At 63.8% G+C, this 21,518-nt stretch carries 17 protein-coding genes and 1 pseudogene; 15 read left to right on the top strand and 3 right to left on the bottom strand.

Annotation, left to right across the window (positions count from 1 at the left end):
- The 3 genes from CSC66_RS14225 to CSC66_RS14215 are packed head-to-tail and all read right to left on the bottom strand — an operon-like array spanning position 1 to position 3,432.
- Complete coding sequence (locus tag CSC66_RS14225) at positions 1-849, bottom strand: MurR/RpiR family transcriptional regulator (protein WP_162378123.1); 849 nt, start codon at positions 847-849, stop codon at positions 1-3.
- A gap of 43 nt (positions 850-892) precedes the next feature.
- Entirely contained in the window at positions 893-1,990 is a 1,098-nt protein-coding gene (locus CSC66_RS14220; protein ID WP_162378070.1) for a dipeptide epimerase, read from the bottom strand.
- A complete protein-coding gene (locus CSC66_RS14215) occupies positions 1,987-3,432 on the bottom strand; it encodes a C40 family peptidase (RefSeq protein WP_162378069.1) in 1,446 nt (481 codons plus the stop codon). Before CSC66_RS14215 ends, CSC66_RS14220 begins: the two co-directional genes overlap by 4 nt.
- A gap of 234 nt (positions 3,433-3,666) precedes the next feature.
- Between CSC66_RS14215 and CSC66_RS14210 the strand changes: the two genes are divergently transcribed.
- From CSC66_RS14210 to CSC66_RS14140, 15 genes and pseudogenes are all read left to right on the top strand, one after another.
- Positions 3,667-5,142 (top strand): transglutaminase-like domain-containing protein, encoded by a 1,476-nt coding sequence (locus CSC66_RS14210; protein ID WP_162378122.1) that lies wholly within the window; start codon positions 3,667-3,669, stop codon positions 5,140-5,142.
- Positions 5,139-8,171 carry a TonB-dependent receptor gene (locus tag CSC66_RS14205; RefSeq protein WP_162378068.1) on the top strand — a complete coding sequence of 1,011 codons (3,033 nt, stop codon included), beginning with the start codon at positions 5,139-5,141 and terminating at the stop codon, positions 8,169-8,171. The genes CSC66_RS14210 and CSC66_RS14205 overlap by 4 nt, the downstream gene beginning before the upstream one ends.
- A gap of 61 nt (positions 8,172-8,232) precedes the next feature.
- Positions 8,233-9,909 (top strand): serine hydrolase domain-containing protein, encoded by a 1,677-nt coding sequence (locus CSC66_RS14200; protein ID WP_379655895.1) that lies wholly within the window; start codon positions 8,233-8,235, stop codon positions 9,907-9,909.
- A 46-nt stretch (positions 9,910-9,955) separates the two neighbouring features.
- Entirely contained in the window at positions 9,956-10,663 is a 708-nt protein-coding gene (locus tag CSC66_RS14195; RefSeq protein ID WP_238394403.1) for a M15 family metallopeptidase, read from the top strand.
- Positions 10,663-10,851, top strand: a complete 189-nt coding sequence (locus CSC66_RS14190) for a CPXCG motif-containing cysteine-rich protein (RefSeq protein WP_162378065.1) — start codon at positions 10,663-10,665, stop codon at positions 10,849-10,851. Before CSC66_RS14195 ends, CSC66_RS14190 begins: the two co-directional genes overlap by 1 nt.
- Positions 10,852-10,912: 61 nt before the next feature.
- Positions 10,913-11,326 carry a hypothetical protein gene (locus tag CSC66_RS14185; protein ID WP_238394402.1) on the top strand — a complete coding sequence of 138 codons (414 nt, stop codon included), beginning with the start codon at positions 10,913-10,915 and terminating at the stop codon, positions 11,324-11,326.
- A 187-nt stretch (positions 11,327-11,513) separates the two neighbouring features.
- Positions 11,514-11,885 carry an EF-hand domain-containing protein gene (locus CSC66_RS14180; protein ID WP_162378064.1) on the top strand — a complete coding sequence of 124 codons (372 nt, stop codon included), beginning with the start codon at positions 11,514-11,516 and terminating at the stop codon, positions 11,883-11,885.
- Positions 11,886-12,044: 159 nt separating this feature from the next.
- Positions 12,045-12,449: pseudogene (locus CSC66_RS14175) on the top strand (HAD family hydrolase); the annotation flags it as partial.
- A 155-nt stretch (positions 12,450-12,604) separates the two neighbouring features.
- Positions 12,605-13,327 carry an HAD family hydrolase gene (locus tag CSC66_RS14170; protein ID WP_162378063.1) on the top strand — a complete coding sequence of 241 codons (723 nt, stop codon included), beginning with the start codon at positions 12,605-12,607 and terminating at the stop codon, positions 13,325-13,327.
- A 186-nt stretch (positions 13,328-13,513) separates the two neighbouring features.
- Positions 13,514-13,879, top strand: a complete 366-nt coding sequence (locus CSC66_RS14165; RefSeq protein WP_162378062.1) for a hypothetical protein — start codon at positions 13,514-13,516, stop codon at positions 13,877-13,879.
- Positions 13,879-16,365, top strand: a complete 2,487-nt coding sequence (locus CSC66_RS14160) for an Hsp70 family protein (RefSeq protein ID WP_162378061.1) — start codon at positions 13,879-13,881, stop codon at positions 16,363-16,365. Before CSC66_RS14165 ends, CSC66_RS14160 begins: the two co-directional genes overlap by 1 nt.
- A 4-nt stretch (positions 16,366-16,369) precedes the next feature.
- The gene (locus tag CSC66_RS14155) at positions 16,370-17,791 is read left to right on the top strand and encodes an AAA family ATPase (protein WP_202935659.1); all 1,422 of its coding nucleotides are present in this window, start codon (positions 16,370-16,372) and stop codon (positions 17,789-17,791) included.
- Positions 17,791-19,428: a hypothetical protein gene (locus CSC66_RS14150; RefSeq protein WP_162378060.1), complete on the top strand. Its 1,638-nt coding sequence runs from the start codon at positions 17,791-17,793 to the stop codon at positions 19,426-19,428. Before CSC66_RS14155 ends, CSC66_RS14150 begins: the two co-directional genes overlap by 1 nt.
- Before the next feature lies 1 nt (position 19,429).
- Positions 19,430-20,971: a hypothetical protein gene (locus CSC66_RS14145; RefSeq protein ID WP_162378059.1), complete on the top strand. Its 1,542-nt coding sequence runs from the start codon at positions 19,430-19,432 to the stop codon at positions 20,969-20,971.
- A 62-nt stretch (positions 20,972-21,033) separates the two neighbouring features.
- Positions 21,034-21,513: a MerR family transcriptional regulator gene (locus CSC66_RS14140; protein ID WP_162378058.1), complete on the top strand. Its 480-nt coding sequence runs from the start codon at positions 21,034-21,036 to the stop codon at positions 21,511-21,513.
- Positions 21,514-21,518 lie beyond the last annotated feature (5 nt).

The raw sequence follows: 21,518 nt of genomic DNA, 5'->3' as shown, positions 1-21,518 counted from the left end.
TCAGGTATCCAGCAGGTGCCGGATGCGTTCGAGGTTGATGCCGAGCTGGCGGTGCCGGTCCGGGTTGGCCTGGCACAGCAGCACGAACAGGAAGTCGAGCAGGTACTGCAGCGAGGAACGGTACAGCAACGCCTCCACGTGCGGGGCGGGATCGTGCGCGGACACCACCAGCGAGGCGTCGGCGTGCGCGCGCAGCGGGTTGGCGGTGTGCCGGGTGATCGAGACTACCTTGCCCTCGCAGGCCTGGAACTGGCGGCTGATCTGCGACAGCTGCGGCAGCTGGCCGTACTCGGAGAACAGCAGCAGCACGTCGCCGGGCCGCGCCGCCGAGAGGTTGGCCATCATCAGGATCGGGTCGTTGTGGTGCACGGTGAGCACCCCCAGCAGCGATAGGCGCATGCCGAACTCGCGCGCGAACAGCCCGTCGTCGCCCAGTCCGCAGACGAACACCTTGCCGGCGCCGTCGACCAGGCCGACGATCCGCTCGATGCCTTCGCGCGGGTTGAGCAGGCGGGTCTCTTCCTCGGCGGCGGCCTTGCTGCGGCGCAGGCTCTCCTCCAGGCGCGTGTACTCGTCGCCGTCGGCCGCGGGCGCCGCCTGCGCCGGCGCGTCGGCGCCGTTGCGCGCCACCGCCTGGACGATGCTGTACTTCAGGTCCGGGTAGCCGCGGAAGCCGAACTTCTGGCTGAACTTGACCACGCTGGACTGGCTGATGCCCAGCGCGCTGGCCAGCTGCTGCGAAGAGTAGTCGCGCAGCAGGTGGGCGTTGTCGAGGATGAAGTCGGCGATGCGGCGTTCGATCGCCGACATGTGGTCGCGTTCGGAGCGGATCTTCACCAGGGGCGGCATGGGTGCGATCTTCATCCGGGGCGGGCGCACCTGGCAACCGCGCTCAGCGCGCGAGCAGTTCCAGGCCGCGGATCTCGCGGATGCCCAGGCCCGGCGCGTCGGTGACGGTGATCTCGGACTCGTCGAAGATCACCCCGCCCTCGACCGGGTTGAACTGGCCCAGCGAAGGTCCGTCCAGGTCGACCTTGGTGATCACGTCGGACTTGGCCACGGCCAGGTGCACGGCGGCGGCCACCGAGATCGCCGATTCGATCATGCAGCCGATCATGCACTGCACGCCGTAGATGGAGGCGATGTCGGCGATCCGGATCGCGTTGGACAGGCCGCCGGTCTTCATCAGCTTGATGTTGATGATGTCCGCGGCGCGGCGTTCGATCAGGTCGAACACCTGGGCCGGGCCGAACACGCTTTCGTCGGCCATCACCGGGGTGTGCACGCGCTCGGTGACGTACTTCAGCCCCTCGATGTCGGCGGCCTTGACCGGCTGCTCCAGCAGCTCGAGCAGTACGCCGGCATCCTCCAGCGTGCTCATCGCGTAGACCGCCTGCTTCGGGGTCCAGCCCTGGTTCGCGTCCAGCCGAAGCAGCGCCCGGCCCTCGACCGCGGCGTGGATCGCCTTGACCCGCTCGATGTCCAGGCCGATGTCCTTGCCGACCTTGATCTTCAGCGAATCGAAGCCGCGCTCCACCGCGGCGATCGAGTCGGCCACCATCTTGTCGATGTGGTCCACCGAGATGGTGATGTCGGTGGTGATCACCGGGTCGCCGCCGCCGAGCATCTTGTACAGCGGCGCGTCGTAGAGCTGGCCCCACAGGTCGTAGACGGCGATCTCCACCGCCGCCTTGGCGCTGGTGTTGCGCTCCAGCGAACCCTGGACCAGGGCGCAGATGCGGTTGAGGTTGGCGATGTCCTGGCCGATCAGGCGCGGCTTGATGAAGCGGTCGATCGCCTCGACGATCGAGCCGTGGGTGTCGCCAGTGATCACCGCGGTGGCCGGGGCCTCGCCGTGGCCGGTGTGGCCGGTGTCGGTGCGCACCAGCACCACGATGTCCTCGACCGTGTCGACGGCGCGCAGCGCGGTCTTGAACGGGGTCTTGAGCGGCACGCGCAGCATGCCCAGTTCGATGTCGGTGATCTTCATGGGGTGGCTCGCGGCCGGATCCTCTGGATGCTGGTGATGCGGTCCACGTAGGTCTCCGTGTCGCCGAACAGCATCGGCTCGAGCGGGGTGACCGACACGCCGTTGAGGCCGGCGCGCACGCGCTGGCCGTCGGCCCCGCGCCAGCTGCCGCCGTTGGTGTCGTGGATCATGAAGGCCAGGCCACGCTGGTGGCCGATGGCCATCATCACGTGGCCGGGGATGTAGACCAGGTCGCCGACCTGCAGCGCGCGTACCGCCGCCATGCGCTTTTCGCGGCTGTCGGTGGGTTCGAACGCGATCCGGTCCAGCGCCGGGCTGACCGCCTGGTCGCGGGTGTTGCGCGGGACCAAGAGGCCGAAGCTGCGGTAGATCTCCGAGACGAAACCGCTGCAGTCGCGGGCGTCGTAGCTGTGGCCCCAGCCGTAGCGCTCGCCGAGGAACTTGAACGACTGCCGCAGCAGGTTGGCCGGGGTCAGCGGCAGGTAATCGTCGGACACGTCGGCCGAGCGCGGGACCAGCGCCGGCACCAGCGCCAGGCGCCCGTCGGCATCGCGCACCGGCAGGTCGACCACGTGCGAGGCGTACGGGTGCTGGCCGTTGACCGCCTGCATCGGCGGCCAGTCCGCGCGCAGCGGCAGGCGCACGCCCATGTCCAGCTGCAGCGCCGACACGCGCGGTTCCTCCGGGGTGTAGGTGGTGCGCACGGTGGCGCCGGTGACGACCACGTAGGGCGCGCGCCGGGCATAGCCGAGCACGGTCTCGCGCGGGCCGACGGCCACGTGCGCCGCCTCGATCCACGCGGCGTAGCGCTCGCTGGCCACGAACAGCCACTGGCCGTCGCGGCTGCGGTGCAGCACCGCGACCGCGTCGCCGGGGAACAGCGCCGACTCCTGGAAGCGGTCGATGTCGGTCTCGCCGGCGCTGCTGAACACGCGCAGCGCGGTCGGGAAGGTACGCAGCGCGGCGCGATGGACCACCAGGCCGTACTGCAGGGGCTGGCTGGCGGGGATGGCGTCCAGCGCGATCGCCTGCTGCAGCGCATCCAGCGTCTTCTTCGGCACCGCCTTGCCCTGCACGTCGAACAGGGCGCGGGTCGGCGGCGCCGAAAGCGCCACGACCTGCTCGCGCACCACCGCGCGCGGCAGTGGATCGGCCAGGGTGGCGATGTCGTGGATCGAGCGGTCCTGGGCGCGCATGCGCGCGTTTTGCGCGGCGATGCCGGCACGGTCCAGGATCACCCGGTCCGGTTCGGCGAGCTGGGCGATCCAGTGCTCCGGGGTCAGGTCGGCTTGGCGAACGTCGACCACCGCGGTCGGTGCGTCGGCCTGGAACGCGGGCGCAGGCGCCGCCGCGGCCAGCAGCAGCGCCAGAAGGGCGGCGACCGCGGCGCCGTGGCGGAGGCCGTGCGCGGCGGCGTTGGTTGACGCATTGGCGGCATGCATGGGCGCCGGTCCTCCCCGGGGGCGTGTCCGGAAGAATAGTTATTCCGAATATTCGCGCCGTCAAGAATAAATTATTGACCCACTACCAGACCCGTGTTACACCAGCCATCACCACCGCACCCGGGAAGTGTCGTCGTGGATGTCCGCAGTTGCCAGCCTTCCGTTTCCAGCCTGCCGCCGCGTCCTGCGCGTCCCGGCCGCCGTGTCGCGTGGCCGGCGCTGTGCCTGCTGGCCATGGGGCTGGCAACGGCCGCGCAGGCGGACGCACGCGCGGCCGACACGGTGGGCGAGGTGGTCGCCGCCGTGGATCGCGGCGACTTCCGGCAGGCGCAATCGTCGATCGATGCCGCGCTGGCCGCGCCCGGCGTGCCGGCGGACAAGCAGCGCGCGCTGGCGTTCGAGCGCGAGCGCATGCGCCGCATCCGCCTGGACTTCACCCTCGACCGGGCCGCCGCCATGGCCCAGCTGCGCAAGTCGATCCCCGACCTCGAGGAGGCCGAATTCGACGCCTGGGACCGTGCCGGCCTGATCGAACGCATGGATATCGATGGCGAGCCGCGCTACTTCAAGCGCGCCATCCCCAACCTGTTCCGCCTCAGCGCCGAGGCGGCCGCGCGCCGCGCGCCGCCGGTCAAGCCCTTCAGCGAAGGTCCGTTCGAGCGGCTGCATCCGCACCATGCCGAGGTGCTGGCGGCCGCCGCCGGCGGCGCGACCAGCGTGGCCCCGCGACGCCTGCGCGTGACCCAGTCGCTGGTGGTCGATGCCGACGCGGTGCCCGCAGGCGAAACCGTCCGCGCGTGGATCCCGTATCCCCGCGCGATCGACGGCCAGCAGGAGGACATCCGCCTGCTCGGTACGGCACCGGCAGGGGGCCAGGTCGCGCCGGAAAGCACGATGCAGCGCACCGCCTACATGGAGCGCACCGCCGTGGCCGGCCAGCCCACCGAGTTCTCGGTGAGCTACGAACTGACCGTGTACGGGCGCCACTTCGCGATCGACCCGCGGCGCGTCACCGCCACGCCCGACGACGCGGCGCTGGCGCCGTACCTGCGCGAGCAGGCGCCGCACATCGTGTTCACGCCCGAATTGCGCGCCTTCTCGCGGCAGGTGGTCGGCGACGAGACCAACCCGTACCTGGTAGCGCGCAAGCTGTTCGAGGCGGTGGATCGCATTCCCTGGGCCGGGGCGCGCGAGTACTCGACGATCTCCAACATCAGCGACTACGCGCTCAAGACCGGCCATGCCGACTGCGGCCAGCAGACCCTGCTGCTGATGGCGCTGCTGCGGCTCAACGGGATCCCGGCGCGCTGGCAATCGGGCTGGGTGTACTCCGACGATGCGGTCGGCTACGACAACATGCACGACTGGGGCTGGCTGTACCTGGCGCCGTACGGCTGGGTGCCGATGGACGTGACCACCGGCCAGCTGGACAGCGCCGACCCGGCGCTGCGCTGGTTCTACCTCGGCGGCCTGGACGCGTACCGGATCGCCTTCAACGACGACTATTCGCGGGACTTCGTTCCGGCCAAGCAGCACTTCCGCTCCGAAACCGTGGATTCGCAACGGGGCGAAGTGGAGTGGCGCGGCGGGAACCTCTACTTCGACCAATGGGACTACCGGTTCGAATGGCAGATGCTGCCGACTGGCAATGACGCCACCAGCACGGGCGGGGACAACTTCAACACCACTGTGGGAGAGACACGGGGATGAACAGCAGGACTTTCAGGAAGGCGGCGTTGTGCGTCGCACTCGGCGCGTGCATCGGTGCAATGGCGCCGCTGGCCATGGCCCAGAGCACGACCGGCGCCATCGCCGGCCGCGCCAGCGCGGGTGACCAGCTGGTGGTGACCAGCAAGCAGACCGGCATAAGCCGCACGGTCACGGCCAGTGGCGACGGCAGCTACCGCCTCAGCCAGCTGCCGGTCGGCGACTACAGCCTCCAGGTGGTGCGCGACGGGCAGCCGGTGGGAAGCCCGGTGGCGGTCAACGTCCTGCTCGGCGGCACCACCGCGGTCAACCTCGGCGCCGACGGTGCGGTCAGCAACCTGGACGCGATCCAGGTGGTGGGGTCGCGCGTGGTCAACCGCGTCGACGTGTTCTCGATCGAGACGGCCACCAATGTCAGCCGCGAAGAGATCGCCCGGATTCCGGTGGCCCAGAACCTCGGTTCGGTGGCGATGCTGGCGCCAGGCGTCATCGGCGGCAACTCATCGCTGGGCGGCCTTTCCTTCGGCGGCTCGTCGATCGCCGAAAACTCGGTGTACATCAACGGCCTCAATGTCACCGACTTCTATCGTCGCCAGAGCTACTCCACCGCGCCTTTCGCGTTCTACGACCAGTTCCAGATCAAGACCGGCGGCTACTCGGTCGAGTTCGGGCGCAGCACCGGCGGCGTGATCAACACGGTGACCCGCCGCGGCACCAACGTGTTCCAAGGCGGCGTCCAGGCAACCTTCCTGCCGGAGGCGCTCAGCTCCAATGCCGAGGACCACCGCTACTACGACACCGACGGTGCCGGGAACCCGGTCCCGGTGGACTACCGCGCCAGCCGCGACAAGAGCAGCCTCATCAAGACCAACGTCTGGGCCTCCGGTCCGGTGATCGAGGACAAGCTGTTCCTGTTCGCGATGTACGAACAGCGCAACAGCAATTCCAGCTTCACCAATAGCTCGGGCTCGACGTGGAGCGACGCCGAATCCGACAACGGGTTCTGGGGCGCGAAGATGGACTGGGCCATCACCGACAACCACCTGCTGGAACTGCTGGCGTTCTCGGATGAAGGCGACACCGAAACCACGACCTACGCCTACAACTGGGACGCGGACGAGCGCGGCGCACTGAGCGGCATCAGCACCAACGAGAGCGGCGGCGACAGCGGCTCGATCACCTACACCGGCCGCTTCGGCGAGAACTTCGTCGCCAAGGCGATGTGGGGCACCAACCGCAGCCAGAGCGTGGTCTACTCGCCCGCGGACCAGCAGTGCGCGCAGGTCATCATCAATTCCAGCTACAACGCCGTCTACAACTCGATGGGCCGGCCGCCGGTGAGCTGCCACCCGAGCACCAGCGCCTCGGTCGTCGACCACCACGACGAGCGCGAGGTGGGGCGGCTGGATTTCGAGTGGACGCTCGGCAGCCACCAGCTGCGCTTCGGCCTGGACACCGAAACGATGACCACCGACCGGACCACGTTCTACCCCGGTCCGACCGGCCAGCGTTTCACGATCTATTCGTACGCACCGGGCGCGGTGCTGGGCAACGGCGCCACCGTGCCCGCCGGGGTCACCGCGGTGGCGATGGGTCGCGAGCGCGCCGACGGCGGCGTCTTCGATACCGAGGCCAGCGCCTGGTACATCGAGGACAACTGGAACATCACCCCATACTTCCTGCTGAACCTGGGCGTCCGCATGGACAACCTCGACTACAAGACCGCCACCGGGTCCAGCTTCATCGAACTGGACGAACTGGTGTCGCCGCGGGTCGGCTTCTCCTGGGACATGAAAGGTGACGGCAGCACCAAGCTGTTCGGCAACGCAGGCCGCTACTACCTGCCGGTCAACAACATCATCAACTACACCTTCGCCGGCGGCCTGACCGACGAGTACACCTACTACGCGCTCAGCGGCTGGACTCCGGCGACCAACCCGGTCACCGGCACGGCCTACATGCAGCCGGTGCTGGGCGCGCAGATCGGCCCGGTGGACGACAGCGGCAACATCGGCGTGGGCGACCTGCGCCAGAGCGTGGACCGCGACCTCGAGGCGATGTACCAGGACGAGTTCATCCTCGGCTTCCAGACCATGATCAACCAGGCCTGGTCGTGGGGCGTGAATGCCACCTACCGGGACATGACCCATGCGGTCGACGACATGCGCATCAACGCGCTGTGCGGCGTGCGCCACGGCAACCTCTGGCCGATCGCCAACCCGGGCGAGAAGGTCACGCTGTGGGGCACCACGGCCCAGGGCTGCGCGCAGGACGGCTGGGTGACCATCGACACGTCCAAGGAAGGCTACATCACGGCAGGCAGCAACCAGATCATCGGTTACAAGACCCCGGAGCGTACCTACAAGGCGGTGGAACTCCAGATCGACCGCGCCTGGGACGACAAGTGGGCGTTCAATGCCTCCTACCTGTGGTCGAAGCTGGAAGGCAACCACGAAGGCCCGGTCAACTCGGACACCAACTACGGCGACACCGGCATGGTCCAGCACTGGGACCACCCGGCGAACAACGAGCGCTCGGGCTACCTGTTCAACGACCATCGCCACCAGGTCAAGCTGCGTGGCAGCTACAAGCTCAACGAGCAGTGGCTCTTCGGCGCCACCGTCATGGCCCTGTCGGGCGGTCCGATCACCGCCTTCGGCGTTTCGTGGCCGGGCGAGGATTCGGTGGCCAGCTACACCAGCGAAGGCAGTGGCGGCGGCACCGGCTGGATCTGCGTGTCCAACTGCACCGCGCCCAATGCGCAGCGCGTTTACGAGTATTCGCCCCGCGGCGCGTTCGGCAACCTGCCATGGACCTATGACCTAAGCGCCAACGTGACCTGGACCCTGCCGGTGGAGGATGTGGACATGAATATCCGCTTCGCCGTCTACAACCTGCTCAACGACCAGGAGGTCATCAACATCCGCAGCCGCTACGAGAAGCAGCCGGGCGTCTATCGCACCACCTTTGCCGAGGGCACGCGCTGGCAGTCGCCGCGCTACGGCGAACTCGTGCTGACCTGGAACTTCTGACCGGCATCCGGCCGCCCGCCCCTGCCGGGGCGGCGGCCGGGGAACCATCGCCCATGCAGGGATGACCACCGAAATGCGTTTCCCCCTCCCATTTGCGGCCGCCCTTGCGGCCGCTTTTCTTTCGATACCCGCTGGCGCCCTGGGCGCTGAGACCGGCGCACCTGCCGGCCCGGCTGCAGCTAGGCAGCGCAACGGCCCCGCGACACCGCCGCCGGCCGAGCCGGTCGCGCGCACCGGCCGTGCTCCCGGGCAGCAGGCCATTGCCGACGCCATCGATGCCGCCATGGACATCTACGGCCTGCCGGGGATCGCCGTCGGCGTGATCGAAGACGGCCGTGTCGTCGCGGTGGAGACCCGCGGCGAACTGGCCGCCGGCGGCGGCGAGGCGGTCACGCCGGACACGCTGTTCAAGATCGCCTCCAACACCAAGGCGATGACCGCCGGCGTGCTGGCGCGGCTGGTCGACCAGGGCAAGCTGCGCTGGCACGACCCGGTGGTGAAGCACCTGCCGCAGTTCCGCATGCACGATCCGTGGGTCACCGCGAACATGCAGGTGCGCGACCTGCTGATCCACAACAGCGGCCTGGGCCTGGGCGCCGGCGACCTGATGCTGTGGCCGGAGCCGAACACCTTCACCCGGGCCGACATCATCGCCGGGCTGGAGCACCTGCGGCCGGTGACCAGCTTCCGTTCCGGTTACGCGTACGACAACCTGCTGTACGTCGTCGCCGGCGAGGTCGCCGCCGCGGCCGGCGGCATGCCGTTCGACGAACTGGTGCGCCGCGAGCTGTTCGGGCCGCTGGGCATGGACGGCTGCCGGGTCGGCGCCTGGCGCCTGGACGAGGCCGGCAGCGTGGCCCGGCCGCATCGGCGCGTGGATGGCCGCAACGTGCCGGTCGGCGAGCGCGTCGACGCCGGTGGCGTCGTGCCCGACATCACCTCCATGGCCGCCGGCGGCATCCGCTGCGGCGTCGACGACATGCTCAAGTGGGTCGGCATGTGGCTGGATCCGGCCGATCCCTGGCTGTCGCCGGCGCAGCGCCGCGCGGCGTGGACCGCGCACATGCCGATGCCGGTGAGCGAGCGCATGCGGCAATGGGACAACAGCCACTTCTCCGCCTACGGCTACGGCTGGCGCCTGTCGGACGTGCAGGGCGAATGGAAGGTGGCGCACACCGGCACGCTGTCGGGCATGTACTCCTCGGTGATCCTGCTGCCGGACCGCAGGACCGGCATCGTCATCCTGATCAACGGCGAGGGCGAGGCGGCGCGTACCGCGCTCGGGCAGGTATTGCTCGAGCACTACACCGCTCCCGATGCCCGGACCGACGTGGCGCACTACGCCGGCCTGCTCGACAGGGAGCGTGCGCAGCGCAGCGCGGATGAGCCGCTCCCGGACACGTCGTCGCGGCGCCCGGCCGACGCCGCGCAAGCCAGGTCGTTGCTGGGCGTGTGGCGCGACCCGTGGTTCGGCGAGGTGGCGCTCTGCCCGCGCGCCGACGGGGTCGGCTTCGCCTCGGCCCGCTCGCCGCTGATGCGCGGCCGCCTGATGCGGGTCGGCGAACGCTGGCTGGTGGACTGGGACGCGGACAGCGTCGATGCGGAAGTCTGGCTGCACCCACCTTCTCCCGCGGACGGAAACGGCGCTACCCTGACCCTCTCCCATGTCGATCCGGATGCGGACTTCAGCTACGACTATGGCGATCTCGCTTTCACGCGCCTGCGCGACTGCCCCTGAGGGATCGCGCCGGGCGGTCCGGCGACCCCTGGGCGACCACGCCACGGTGGCGGCAGCCGTCGCGCTGGCCGCGATCCTTGCGCTGGCGACCCCGGTGGCCGGCGCCGCCGAACCGCCGCGGATTTCGCCCGCAGGCGATGCCGCCGCCGCGGGCATGGTCGAAGTGCCCAGCCTGGCGCCGGATATCCAGGTCGAAATGCGCTACGCCGGTTCGGACAATTTCACCGGCGCGCCGGTGCCGGGCTACGAGGCCAACCGCTGCTACCTGCTCGAGCCGGTGGCCCGGGCCCTGGCGCGCGTGCAGGCGTCGCTGCGCGCCGAAGGCCTGGGCCTGCGCGTCTACGACTGTTACCGGCCCGTCCATTCGGTGGCCAGCTTCATGCATTGGGTCGGCGAAGCGGACGACCCGGCGCTGAAGGCGCGCTGGTATCCCAACGTGGACAAGGCCCGGCTGACCGACGGCTACATCGGCGAGGTCTCCGGGCACAGCCGCGGCGCCACCGTCGACCTGACCCTGGTGCGCTGCGATGGCGGCGGCTGCGAGCCGCTGGACATGGGCACCCCGTACGACTTCTTCGACCCCAGCGCACACACGGATGCGCCGGGCACCACGCCCGTGCATCTGGCCAACCGCCATCGCCTGCGCGACGCCATGGCCGCCCAGGGCCTGGCCGGCTACTCGATGGAGTGGTGGCATTTCACCCTCAGGCCCGAACCCGATCCGGGTACCGCCTACGATTTCCCGGTGCGCTGATGCCGCGCTGGCTCGACCTGCACTGCCCGTATTGCGGCGAGCCGATCGAGGCGGTGGTCGACGAAAGCGCCGGCGACCAGGACTACGTCGAGGACTGCCAGGTCTGCTGCCGGCCCATCGTCATGCGCGTGCGCCTGGACGACGACGGCGAGCCGCGCCTGCGCGCGCGGCGCGAGGACGAGGCCTGACCACGACGACCCGGACCCGCCGGCGTTTAGACTGGCCGCCTTGCCGCTTGCGTGCCGCCCGATGAACCTGACCCTGCATACCGGCCTGCTCGGTGCCCTGGAGGCGGGCCTGATCGCGTTCGCGATCGGCGTGCTGGTGTACGCGCTCTGGGCGTGGGTATGCCGCCGCGCGGGGCTGACCGTGGCCCATGCGATCGGCTGGGGTGCGGCGATCGCGGTGGCGGTCGCCGCCGGCCTGGACAGCTGGAACCTGTTCTACCTGGGCATCGCCAGGCTGGAGTCGCCGCTGTATGCGCGGCTGGCGCTGGCGGGTATCCACGATCCGGATTTCCTGGGGACCCGGGTGCTCCTGCAGATCATCGGCGCGCTCGCCGGCACCGTGCTGGGCTGGTGGCTGTTCAGCCACGGCTTGGCTGGCCACCATCGCGGCGACGATGGCGATCGCATCGGGAAAACGGATACATCGGCCGATTGAACCTCGCGCTAACCGGGCATCGACGACTCGCTAACCCGCGCGGTACCTGCTTCATCGAAGGCGGTGGTTAATCCGGCGTGCACGCCGCGATCGCGACCCAAAGCCGGTTCATGGCGCGGCGGTCAGGGTCGGTGCCGTGAACTGCCGATGGCATCTCACGACATTCCACCCGATGCAGGAGTACGCCATGAATACCAAGTCCCACACCAAGTCCCTCGCCACCGGCCTGCTGGTCCTGGGCATGGTCGCCGCCGCCCCGCTGGCGTTCGCGCAGACCACGCCGCCGAGCGAGCCGAAGACCGAGGCCGGCACCACCAGCCCGCCGGCGACCGGCGCGGCTGAGCAGCAGCCGGCGCAGTCGTCCGCCAGCGGCCAGGGCACGAGCTGGGCCGACCTGGACGCCGACGGCAACGGCAGCCTGAGCCTGGGCGAGGCCCGGCGCCACGGCGGCCTGGCCAGTGTGTTCGCCGAGGCCGACGCCGACGCCAACGGCGAGCTGAGCGCGGACGAGTACCGCGGCTACATCCAGAAGCAGCAGGCGGAGGCGGCCCAGGAATAGCGCCTGCGGCACGGATGGAGCGAACACCCCGTGCCGAACCCGGCAGCACTCGCGCGGCGGGCCGCCTGGCGGCCCGCCGCGCCTTTTGCCGGCCTGGCGGCCGGATGCGCACAGGGGCGCTTGCTATCCTGCGCACCCCACCTGGAGCAGCGAACCTCCATGTCCGACATCCGCCTGGTCGGCTTCGATGGCGACGATACCCTCTGGCGCAGCGAGGATTACTACCGCGCCGCCGAGAAGCAGTACGAAGAGATCATCGGCCGCTACATCGACCTGCACGATGCCCGCACCCTGCGCCACCTGCTCGAGGTGGAGCGGCGCAACCTCAAGGTGTTCGGGTACGGGGTCAAGGGCATGACCCTGTCGATGATCGAGGCGGCGATCGAACTGACCGATGGCCGCATCCAGGCACGCGACCTGCAGAAGGTGGTGGAGATCGGTCGCGACACCCTGCAGCACCCCGTGGAGCTCATCGCCGGCATCCGCGACGCGGTCGCCGAGATCGCGCGCGAGCTGCCCGTGGTGCTGGTCACCAAGGGCGACCTGTTCCACCAGGAACGGAAGGCACCCCCATGCAGAAGGCGTGCCAATATCCGTAAGCAATTGAATTTTATGAAATGTTCCTTGCGGAGGCGCCAAGGAAAGGGGCATTCATGTAGTCAGATGGGGCCGGATGTAGCGCAAAATTGCCCCGGTTTTGCCACGGTTTCGGGGGCGGCATGATCCGGATCGTGGGGTTTGACGGGGACGACACCCTATGGCGCAGTCAGGAGTTCTACGACCAGGCGCAGCTTGATTTCGAGGCGATCATCGCCCGCTACATCGACTTGGACTCCGCGGGGCTGCGAGCAACGCTACTGGCCACCGAGCGCGGCAACCTTGCCCAGTACGGCTACGGCGTGAAGGGCATGATCCTGTCGATGGTGGAAGCGGCTATCGACCTGACGGGTGGTCGGATCGAGGCCAAGGACATTCGTACGATCATGGACATGGGCAAGGACCTGCTGGTCCATCCCGTGGAGTTGTTGCCCGGAATTGCCGAGGCCGTCGAGCAGGTGGCCCAGCGCTACCGAGTTGTCCTGATCACCAAAGGGGATCTGTTTCATCAAGAGCGGAAGGTGGCGCTGTGCGGATTGACCGCGTTCCAGCGCATTGAAATCGTGTCCGAGAAGGACGTGGCCACCTACCGCCGGCTGCTGGAAGAGTTCGAGGTCCAGCCCCATGAATTCGCCATGGTGGGCAACTCCCTGAAATCGGATATCGCCCCCGTCATCGAACTGGGAGGATGGGGCGTCTACATGCCGTACCACGCCACTTGGGAGCATGAACTGCTGGAGGGCTTTGACGGGGCGGGGAGGGTCTTGGAGGTGGAAGGTGCGTCCGGGATAACCGGAGCTATCGACCGAATAGCGCGGCAACTGCGATTGCCGAGTAGTAAATAGCGCTTTCCGGCCTGCGGCGGGCATAAGTCCCTGAAAGTCTGGGCCTTCTAGGTGGGTCTCACCAGGTTGATGATTTGCCCAAAAAGCGGCAGTTTCCATGACTATACTTGGGGGCGAATAGCCGCCTATCGGGGATAGAGGGGTTCTACCCCAAGGCGGCCTGGGAATCGTTCGGAAGGGGCTCAAATGACAGATGTAGAGAAGGCCGATGCGCCCGCAACCGCGGCGCTGATTGACTTGGCTGTGGACTCCTGGAAATTCGCCAGGCTGTTTACGCGAGTCATTTCCAAGTTGGACGCCGGGGAGCAAGCCCGCTATGCCAATCAGATGCGTTTCTTTCAGAAGCGCATAGACAGTGCTGCCGAGGCAGCAGGGGCCCGGATCGTGACGATCGAAGGGCAACCCTTTGAGCCCGGCATGGCGGCCAGCCCTCTAAACCTTGAAGACTTTGGTGATGGGGATGCGCTTCTCGTCGATCAGATGCTAGAGCCCATTGTAATGGGCAATGACGGCGTGCTTCGGACAGGCACCATGATGTTGAGGAAACTGTGATGGCTTACTACGCAGGTATTGATCTGGGAACGACCAATAGCGCCATCGCCACTTGGGATGGGTCTGCCCTCAAGCTTTGGAAGAGCCCAGAACAGAACGACGTCACGCCCTCTGCCATCTACTTCGATAGGCGTGGTCGTTATGTCGGCAAGCGAGCCTATGACCTCGTGCCTCAGGATCGCAGCAAGTCGGCGACACTGTTTAAGCGTCTCATGGGCACCACCACGCCGATTAATATCAGTGGGCAGGATTCTGTGACCCCTGAGTGGTGCTCAGCCGAAATCCTGAAGACGCTGTTTGCCTACCTGCCTGAGGAAGTGCGCTCGCAAGTGCAGGGAACGGTCATCACGGTGCCCGCGGCCTTCAACCAGATGCAAAAAGACGCCACTCTGCAGGCAGCAGAAATGGCAGGCATTGGTGCAGTGACCCTGATGCAGGAACCGGTAGCCGCTGTGATGAGTGTTATGAGGGCGAGGTCCTCCAATGGCACCTTCATCATCTACGACTTGGGTGGCGGCACGCTGGATGTAGCGATTGCAGAAGGACTCAATGGGCGAGTCAGCCTGCAGGCCCATGGTGGCATCGAAATGTGCGGTGGCCGCGACTGGGATCGGGCCATCGTGGCCAACATCGTGCGTCCGTGGTTGGAGAGGACGTTCGACTTGCCGGAGGACGCACCAACCAATCCCGCCTACCGAAAGCTGTTCGCCAAGCTGGATATGGCCTCAGAGAAGGCCAAGATCGAGCTTTCCTCGCGTGGTGAAGCCGTCATCCTGTTGTCGGAAGTTGAAATTGGTCTGCAGGACCAAAATGGCGCCGAAATCTACCTGGACATTCCGCTGGGCAAGGAGCAGTTGGACCAGCTGATTGAGGACAAGTTGAAGGACTCGATTGAGTCTGTGCGCGAGACCATGTCCAAGGCACACCTTAGCTCCCAGGATGTGGATCGTGTTGTCTTCGTCGGCGGCCCGACCCAATACAAGACGGTGCGAGACAAGGTCGCCTTCGAACTTGGTTTGCCAGGCGCGTTGGACGTCAATCCCATGACCGCCGTGGCCGAGGGCGCGGCAATTTTCGCCGAGTCGGTGGATTGGGGCTCACAGCGCAAGGGTCGCAAGGCAACCCGCGGTTCGGTTTCGGCCGGGTCTGCATTGGCGATAAGTTTCAATTACATCGCACGCACACCGGACATCAAATCCAAGCTGGTAGTGAAGGCTCAGGGAACTGTAGCCGCTGGCAGTGAGTTTCAGGTCGATAGCTTAGAAACTGGTTGGAGCTCTGGCCGACAAACCCTAAAAGACGGCGCCTCTGTTGAATTGACGCTGTCCAGGCTGGGCGAGAATGAATTCAAGGTGTTCGTTTTCGACCCAAGTGGTTCGCCCATCGCTTTGGAGAATGACCGCATAACTATTGCGCGTACAGCGGCGGCGATCGATTCTATTCCGGCCTCGCATTCCATAGGCATTGCATCGCTCGAGAAGGCTGGCGGTCAACCGGTGATGTCATGGCTTGTCCGAGCTGGCGACCCATTGCCGAAGAAGGGCACCATGAATTTCCTAGCGGGCGAGGCCATCAAGGCCGGCTCCCAGAACAGCTTGGATTTCAAGATCTGGGAAGGTGAAATCGCATCGCCCGTCATGGACAACCGTTGGGTAGGCTCTCTCAGAATTCCGGGTAGTGAGCTGGAACAGGGTGTCATCGCCAAGGGGGCAGAACTGATCTGTGAATACGAGGTCAGCGACTCAGGCAACGTCATGCTCGAAGTCACCGTGCCATCAGTAGGAGGATCGTTCAAGACAGGCCACAACCTATATTCGCGGCAGGAGTCGGGTATCGATTACTCGGCCGTCGGCCAGCAAGTCCACGAAGAAGCTGAGCGACAATTGTCTCGATTGGACGAAATTGCAGAGAAGATCGACGACCCTCAAATCGATCGGGCACGCGAAAAACTGGACCAGGCGTTGGCCGCTAGTACTGATGACGGGAACCCAGAACAGTCCAAAGAAGCTATGGATCGTGTTCAGGATGCAAAGAAGCTGATCGCCAAGATCCGGGACGCCAATCTTAAGACGATTCGTCAGATGGAGTTGGACAGTGTTGTCGAGTTCTTCGATAACTACGTCCGAGAGCACGCGAAGCCCTCCGAAGAGACCCAGTTCGACAATGCAGTACGCAGTGCGAAGCGTGCCATCGACAACAACGACTCATCATTCGAAAATTACCTGTCCGACTTATGCGGAAAAAACTGGGACATCCTCTGGCGGCAAGATTCGTTCGTCATTCAGCGGTTCCAGTGGCTTTCCAAGTCGCCCCATCTGTTCACGGACAAAGCTCAGTTCAGGCAGTTGGTTGGCATAGGTCAGAAGGCAGCAGAAGACGATGACATGCACAAGTTGCGCGAAGCTGTCTTGCTGATGGATTCCATCCGTATCCACATTGGCGGGGACGATGGCATGTCCGAAGGCGCCAACATCATTGTGGCCTAATCCGATGGCGATCGATCCTTGGTTGGCGCGCGGATTTTCTCCCAAGGCCGGTACGGTCGTGCAGCGTTGTCTGTTCGCGGAGGATCGCTGGCAGATCTATGACACGTCAAATAGCGGGCGGGTGATAGTTGTTAAGGCAAGTCTGGCCGATCGATGGCTGGACGAGGGGCTGCTGACGGGATCAGAGTTGGCCGAATTTGCCTGTGGTAGCCAGCGCTATGCGTTGGTGCTGGGTGGGAGAAGTTATCGATTAGAGCCCGTGGATGAGGCGGAAGCGCCCGACGATTTCACGGATTGCCAGGCGTTCGTCGCGGCTATTTCCGAAACGCGTAAGCTCGTTCCAGATGCAGGATTTCACGACGCGCTCTATGTTGAGCGATTGTCCCGTTTGTTGCCGTGCTACACACCCGCTCCCAGTACAGACGATGCCACGCTGGTGGGTTTCTGGATCACTGGTGGGGTCAACGTCTCGATCCTGTCCACACGTCGGATGCGCTCACTAGCCCCCTGGCTGAGGGCTGGGCAATTGAATCAATTAGCCGAGGCCTTGAACCTGGCTGAGCCCGAAGTCAATGTGGCAGATGAGCCAACGCCTCAAAGCGTGTCCGCGAAAAAGCGGGCGCGCAAATCTCCAACAGTTGAGAAATCGTTGGGCGAGTTCAGCCTACCGGGACGCCCCATCCTTGAGGCCTTCTTCAATGAGCACGTCATCGACCTCGTTCGGAACGAGGCACGCTACAAGGCGTTAGGCATTACGTTTCCTGGCGCGGTACTCCTGCACGGTCCGCCGGGCTGCGGCAAGACATTCGCGGTCGAGAAGCTGGTCGAGTACTTAGATTGGCCATTTTTCGCCATCGACTCAGGGAGCATTGGAAGCCCCTTCATCCACGAGACCGGCAAGAAGATCGCTGAAGCCTTTGAGCAGGCGTCCAAGGTCTCGCCCTCCGTGGTCGTTATCGATGAGATCGACGCATTCCTAGCGGCGCGTGATAGCTCTGCAGGAGGGCAACATCGCGTCGAAGAGGTGGCGGAGTTTTTGCGCAGCATTCCCAAGGCAGCCGAGAACAAAGTATTGGTCATCGGAATGACCAATCGTCTGGACAGCTTGGACCCTGCAGTTGTGCGACGTGGGCGGTTCGATCACATCCTTGAAGTCGGCATGCCTAGTGAGGTCGAGGTGCATTCCCTGTTGACTGCCAAGCTGGCAGAGATACCCGCCGATGGCGACATCGACATTACAGAAATGGCCAAAGCGTTGGCTGGCCGGCCTTTGTCCGACGTTGGCTTCATTCTTCGAGAAGCCTGCCGTTTGGCCGCCAAGTCGGGAGCCGCCAAGGTAGGTGCCGCCCATTTCAAGACGGCTCTGGACACATCTCCATCGCGAATGCCCACCGAGCCAAAGCCCCGCAAGATAGGTTTCATCTAATGATTGCCAACGAAAATCCTTTCTCCCTCCTGAGAGCATCGACGCGGGACCGAAAAACTCACTTGAATGAGCTCGCAGAAGAGGCTGCTCTGCACGGCGATCATGACTCAGCCGTAGACGCGCGCAATATTCTCTCGAACCCACGCACGCGTCTTGCGGCCGAAGTGGCCTGGTTTCCAGGGCTGAGCCCAAAGCGGATCACGCAGACATTGGAGCACATTGCCCGGGGCGGGTCCCCTGAGCTGGACGGCTTCAATGCATTGAGCTGCGCCAACTTTCTTGTTGAAACACTGGAAGCTTGTTCCAAGGCCGGTCCGGTGGAGCTTCGGGAAGGCATCGAGGTGCTTGCATCCTATGTCGAGGAAATCGACGTCGATGACGTGCTGCAGGCGATCAACGAGGATCGCCAGGCAGCTGGATTGCCTGCCGTTGCCGATCCATCCTTGATAGAAGCGCAGATCAATGAGCGTGTGAAGCATTACGAGCGCATAGCGACGGCGCTCCTTGAAGACCTGCCGAGCATGGAGATGGTGGAGGTCTATGAAGGTCTGATCTCCGACAGCACCAATGCAGGCGAAGATGCGGGACATCGCTTAATCGACGCTCTGATTGACAGCTATGAGTTGAAGGCCAGCAGTTACCTTTCGGAAGAGGCTGCCCGGATCAAGGGGTTGATCGAAAAGGCCAAGACGGCGGCTGATAGGCATGTCGCTGAAAGGCAGGTGCGGGCAAGCGTCAATGAGATTATTGACGCACTGCGTACTTGGGACAGGGTGGCTCAACCCATACAACTTGCCTATAAGAGTCGCGGCATTGACCACGATGAAAGTCAAGATCTGGCATTCACTGCGCGCGGTCTGGGTATCCATCTTTTCAACAAGCATGACTACTTGGACGACGCGAAGCTCATGAGTGAGGCGCTTCAGGAGTTGTTTTCCGAAGTTACTGCGGTAAGCGATCGCGTCGATGAGGATATTGAGGCTCTGGAAGGCATTGTGATCGAACGGGCCCAACAGAGAAGGAGCGAAGCTGCGAGTGAGGCAGAATTTGCTAAGGAAATCACTTACGAAACCGAGTTCGGGTTCATTTTCAAGGACAAGTTCCGCATTTCACCAGCGGGGTTTGACTATAAGGGTTCGCTCATACCCCTGGACCAAATAACTGGTGTTCGATGGGGTGCAGTGAAGAAGTCCACGAACGGAATTCCCACGGGGACTGACTACTATTTCGGCTATGGTACGTCGGCTACGTCCGTGTTGTTGCAGCCGAACAGCAGTCAGTATCAAGCCATCATCCAGCGAGCGTGGCGGGCTGTCTGTATTCGCATCCTGTTGGGTTGGATGGACGATTGGAGCAAAGGGCGCAAGGTAAATATCGCGGGTGTCGAGGTTTCTGACGATGGGCTGATACTAAGGCGCAGTCGAATCTTTAAAGAAGATGAGGCAAAGTTCTTCTCATGGTTCGACGTCAGCAAGTCAGCCTACGATGGAAGCCTAAATTTTTATGGAAAACCTGAAAAGAAGTTTTCGGCCTCGTTTAGCTACAAGGACGGATGGAACGTTCATGTCCTAGACTTCGCGATTGACAGGATCTGGGAAGGAAAGGCAAGTAAATTGAGCAAAATATTCGGACAGTGATATGAACGAGTCTGAGAATAATGACCAAGCGAAGGGTTTTAAGGGGCTTAGATCTCTGGGCTCAAAGCCAGGCGACGCGTCGGAACGTCCATCAGCGCCGGAACGAAGAGTAGAAGCCCCTAAATTGCCTGCCGCCTGGTCGCAGCAAAGTGATGCATATCAGCAGTCTTCACAACCTCAAAGCACGACCGCGCCTTCACCTTGGCGTGGGTGGGCTGTTGGTCTTGGGGTCTTGGCAGCAATTGTCCTATTCTTCATATGGTTGGTAAATCAGTCACCATCGAAGCGAGCTTACCCGCCGCCCAGCATCGCAAATCAGCAACAGCCTTCAGATGCGAATGCGGGCCCAATCGTGACCCCGCCGCCGCCGAGCAACGAGCCTACTATCACGAAACCGCCTGTAGGAAGCAATCTCGTGTTTACGAGTCCTCAGATCCGATTTTGTGTTTTTGAGGATATTCGGATCAAGGCGGCAGAAAGGGTCGTAGACAACTATGATCAATGGTCTGTAGATACCTTCAACGCCATGGTGGAGGATTTCAATAGCCGCTGTGGATCCTTTAGGTACCGATCTGGGGCTCTTGCGCCCATTGAGCGTGAGGCAGAAGGACTTCGAGCCGAATTGGAGAATGAGGGAAGGGCGCGGATGAGAGGTACTCCCGTCAGAGAATCCACTTCAGATTCAACCGAAATCATGGGCATCGAAGATGACGGATCTGTCGCTGGTGCGGATCTGCCCATGGAGTTTCCAGAGAAACCGGAGTTTCAAGAAATTCCTTTGCAACCTGTCGCAACGGATAATTCGGTGATAGAGAGATCCTCATATGATTCAGAATCGAGTTCCTACTCGAACCAGGAATCACTGCGACAAGAATCTCTTTCTTATGATGAGCGCTCATCTGTTGAGCTTGCGTGCATCACCGTCAAATCACGAGGTCCAGCCGCATACGGTGGATGTGTAAGCGACCAGTTGCGGCGACTGGCTGATGCTCCGAGGACCCCAAGCACAGCTGGTCTTTCGTATGATGAGAAATCTGCTATTGAACTTGCTTGTATTACGACGAAGTCGCGTGGTCCAGCGGAGTACAATCGCTGTTTAGTTGGGCAAATTGATGCACTGGCCGACGCGCCTCGTCAACCTAGCTTGGCTGGTCTTTCCTATAACGAGAAGTCAGCCATTGAGCTAGCCTGTATCACGAAGAAGTCCCAAGGTGCCGCTACATATAACCGCTGCCAGACAGATCAGCTCAATGCCTTGGCCGGCGGACCTCGTGAGCCGAGTTTCGCTGGACTTTCATACGACGAGAAATCTTCTATTGAGCTTGCTTGTATCACGAGAAAATCGAGTGGGGCGGCTGGCTACAATCGCTGCCTTGTTGACCAGCTAAGTCAACTCGATGGCGCGCCTAGGTCACCGAACATGAGTGGGCTCAGCTATCAGGATAGATCATCTGTTGAGCTTGCTTGTATTTCTACGAAAGCTAGTGGTGCTGCGTCATATAACCGATGTTTGGCTAGGCAACTTAGTTCAATCGGGCGTTAATCTTTGCCGCCCCATTAGTTGAGGCATGTTGTTGACTTCTTGGGGGGCGGATGTCCGAACGGATGCTCGATCTTCTGATCCGGCAATGGCCCGGCGAGACTCATTTGACGGCCGAAGAAACTGCGAAGGTCTTGAAGCAGCATCCGTACACGGTGCGCGAGCGGATGCGCAACGGCGAGCTTCCCGGGGCGGAGAAACGCGATGGCATATGGAAAATGCCACTTCCAGACCTGGCAGAGCATATAGAGCCCACTCCGAAAGCTCCGCAGATCCCGCCACCACCGGTCATCGTCGGCGCTGCACGACGCCGCAAGGCGATCGTGATGAACTACCGTCGGGACCGGTTCTGGGCGCAGGTTGCCCGGGTGCTGGGCGATGTCGAGACCGCAGACGGGCTAGATCAGGCCGCCCAGGATTTGTACGACAGTGAAGTTCGGGCGTACCTCACAGCGCGAGCAGATCGTCGCCGCGCGCAGTTGGCGGCGATTGCCAGCACATCCAGGACAAGCGATGCTGAGGCTGGCCGGATCGATGACCTTTAAGAGGC

It is taken from the genome of Pseudoxanthomonas kaohsiungensis (assembly GCF_010211765.1).
GTDB lineage: Bacteria > Pseudomonadota > Gammaproteobacteria > Xanthomonadales > Xanthomonadaceae > Pseudoxanthomonas > Pseudoxanthomonas kaohsiungensis.
Note: the sequence above shows the minus strand (reverse complement) of the source record. Positions and strands in the feature narration are given on the sequence as shown.

What these genes read in the sequence shown, in the direction of transcription:
- CSC66_RS14180 (WP_162378064.1), top strand. Translation starts at nt 11,514, where the DNA reads ATGAATACCAAGTCCCACACCAAGTCCCTCGCCACCGGCCTGCTGGTC.
- CSC66_RS14145 (WP_162378059.1), top strand. Translation starts at nt 19,430, where the DNA reads ATGAACGAGTCTGAGAATAATGACCAAGCGAAGGGTTTTAAGGGGCTT.
- CSC66_RS14155 (WP_202935659.1), top strand. Translation starts at nt 16,370, where the DNA reads ATGGCGATCGATCCTTGGTTGGCGCGCGGATTTTCTCCCAAGGCCGGT.
- CSC66_RS14160 (WP_162378061.1), top strand. Translation starts at nt 13,879, where the DNA reads ATGGCTTACTACGCAGGTATTGATCTGGGAACGACCAATAGCGCCATC.
- CSC66_RS14200 (WP_379655895.1), top strand. Translation starts at nt 8,233, where the DNA reads ATGACCACCGAAATGCGTTTCCCCCTCCCATTTGCGGCCGCCCTTGCG.
- CSC66_RS14220 (WP_162378070.1), bottom strand. Translation starts at nt 1,990, where the DNA reads ATGAAGATCACCGACATCGAACTGGGCATGCTGCGCGTGCCGCTCAAG.
- CSC66_RS14225 (WP_162378123.1), bottom strand. Translation starts at nt 849, where the DNA reads ATGCCGCCCCTGGTGAAGATCCGCTCCGAACGCGACCACATGTCGGCG.
- CSC66_RS14190 (WP_162378065.1), top strand. Translation starts at nt 10,663, where the DNA reads ATGCCGCGCTGGCTCGACCTGCACTGCCCGTATTGCGGCGAGCCGATC.
- CSC66_RS14185 (WP_238394402.1), top strand. Translation starts at nt 10,913, where the DNA reads ATGAACCTGACCCTGCATACCGGCCTGCTCGGTGCCCTGGAGGCGGGC.
- CSC66_RS14140 (WP_162378058.1), top strand. Translation starts at nt 21,034, where the DNA reads ATGCTCGATCTTCTGATCCGGCAATGGCCCGGCGAGACTCATTTGACG.
- CSC66_RS14165 (WP_162378062.1), top strand. Translation starts at nt 13,514, where the DNA reads ATGACAGATGTAGAGAAGGCCGATGCGCCCGCAACCGCGGCGCTGATT.
- CSC66_RS14210 (WP_162378122.1), top strand. Translation starts at nt 3,667, where the DNA reads ATGGGGCTGGCAACGGCCGCGCAGGCGGACGCACGCGCGGCCGACACG.
- CSC66_RS14215 (WP_162378069.1), bottom strand. Translation starts at nt 3,432, where the DNA reads ATGCATGCCGCCAATGCGTCAACCAACGCCGCCGCGCACGGCCTCCGC.
- CSC66_RS14150 (WP_162378060.1), top strand. Translation starts at nt 17,791, where the DNA reads ATGATTGCCAACGAAAATCCTTTCTCCCTCCTGAGAGCATCGACGCGG.
- CSC66_RS14205 (WP_162378068.1), top strand. Translation starts at nt 5,139, where the DNA reads ATGAACAGCAGGACTTTCAGGAAGGCGGCGTTGTGCGTCGCACTCGGC.
- CSC66_RS14170 (WP_162378063.1), top strand. Translation starts at nt 12,605, where the DNA reads ATGATCCGGATCGTGGGGTTTGACGGGGACGACACCCTATGGCGCAGT.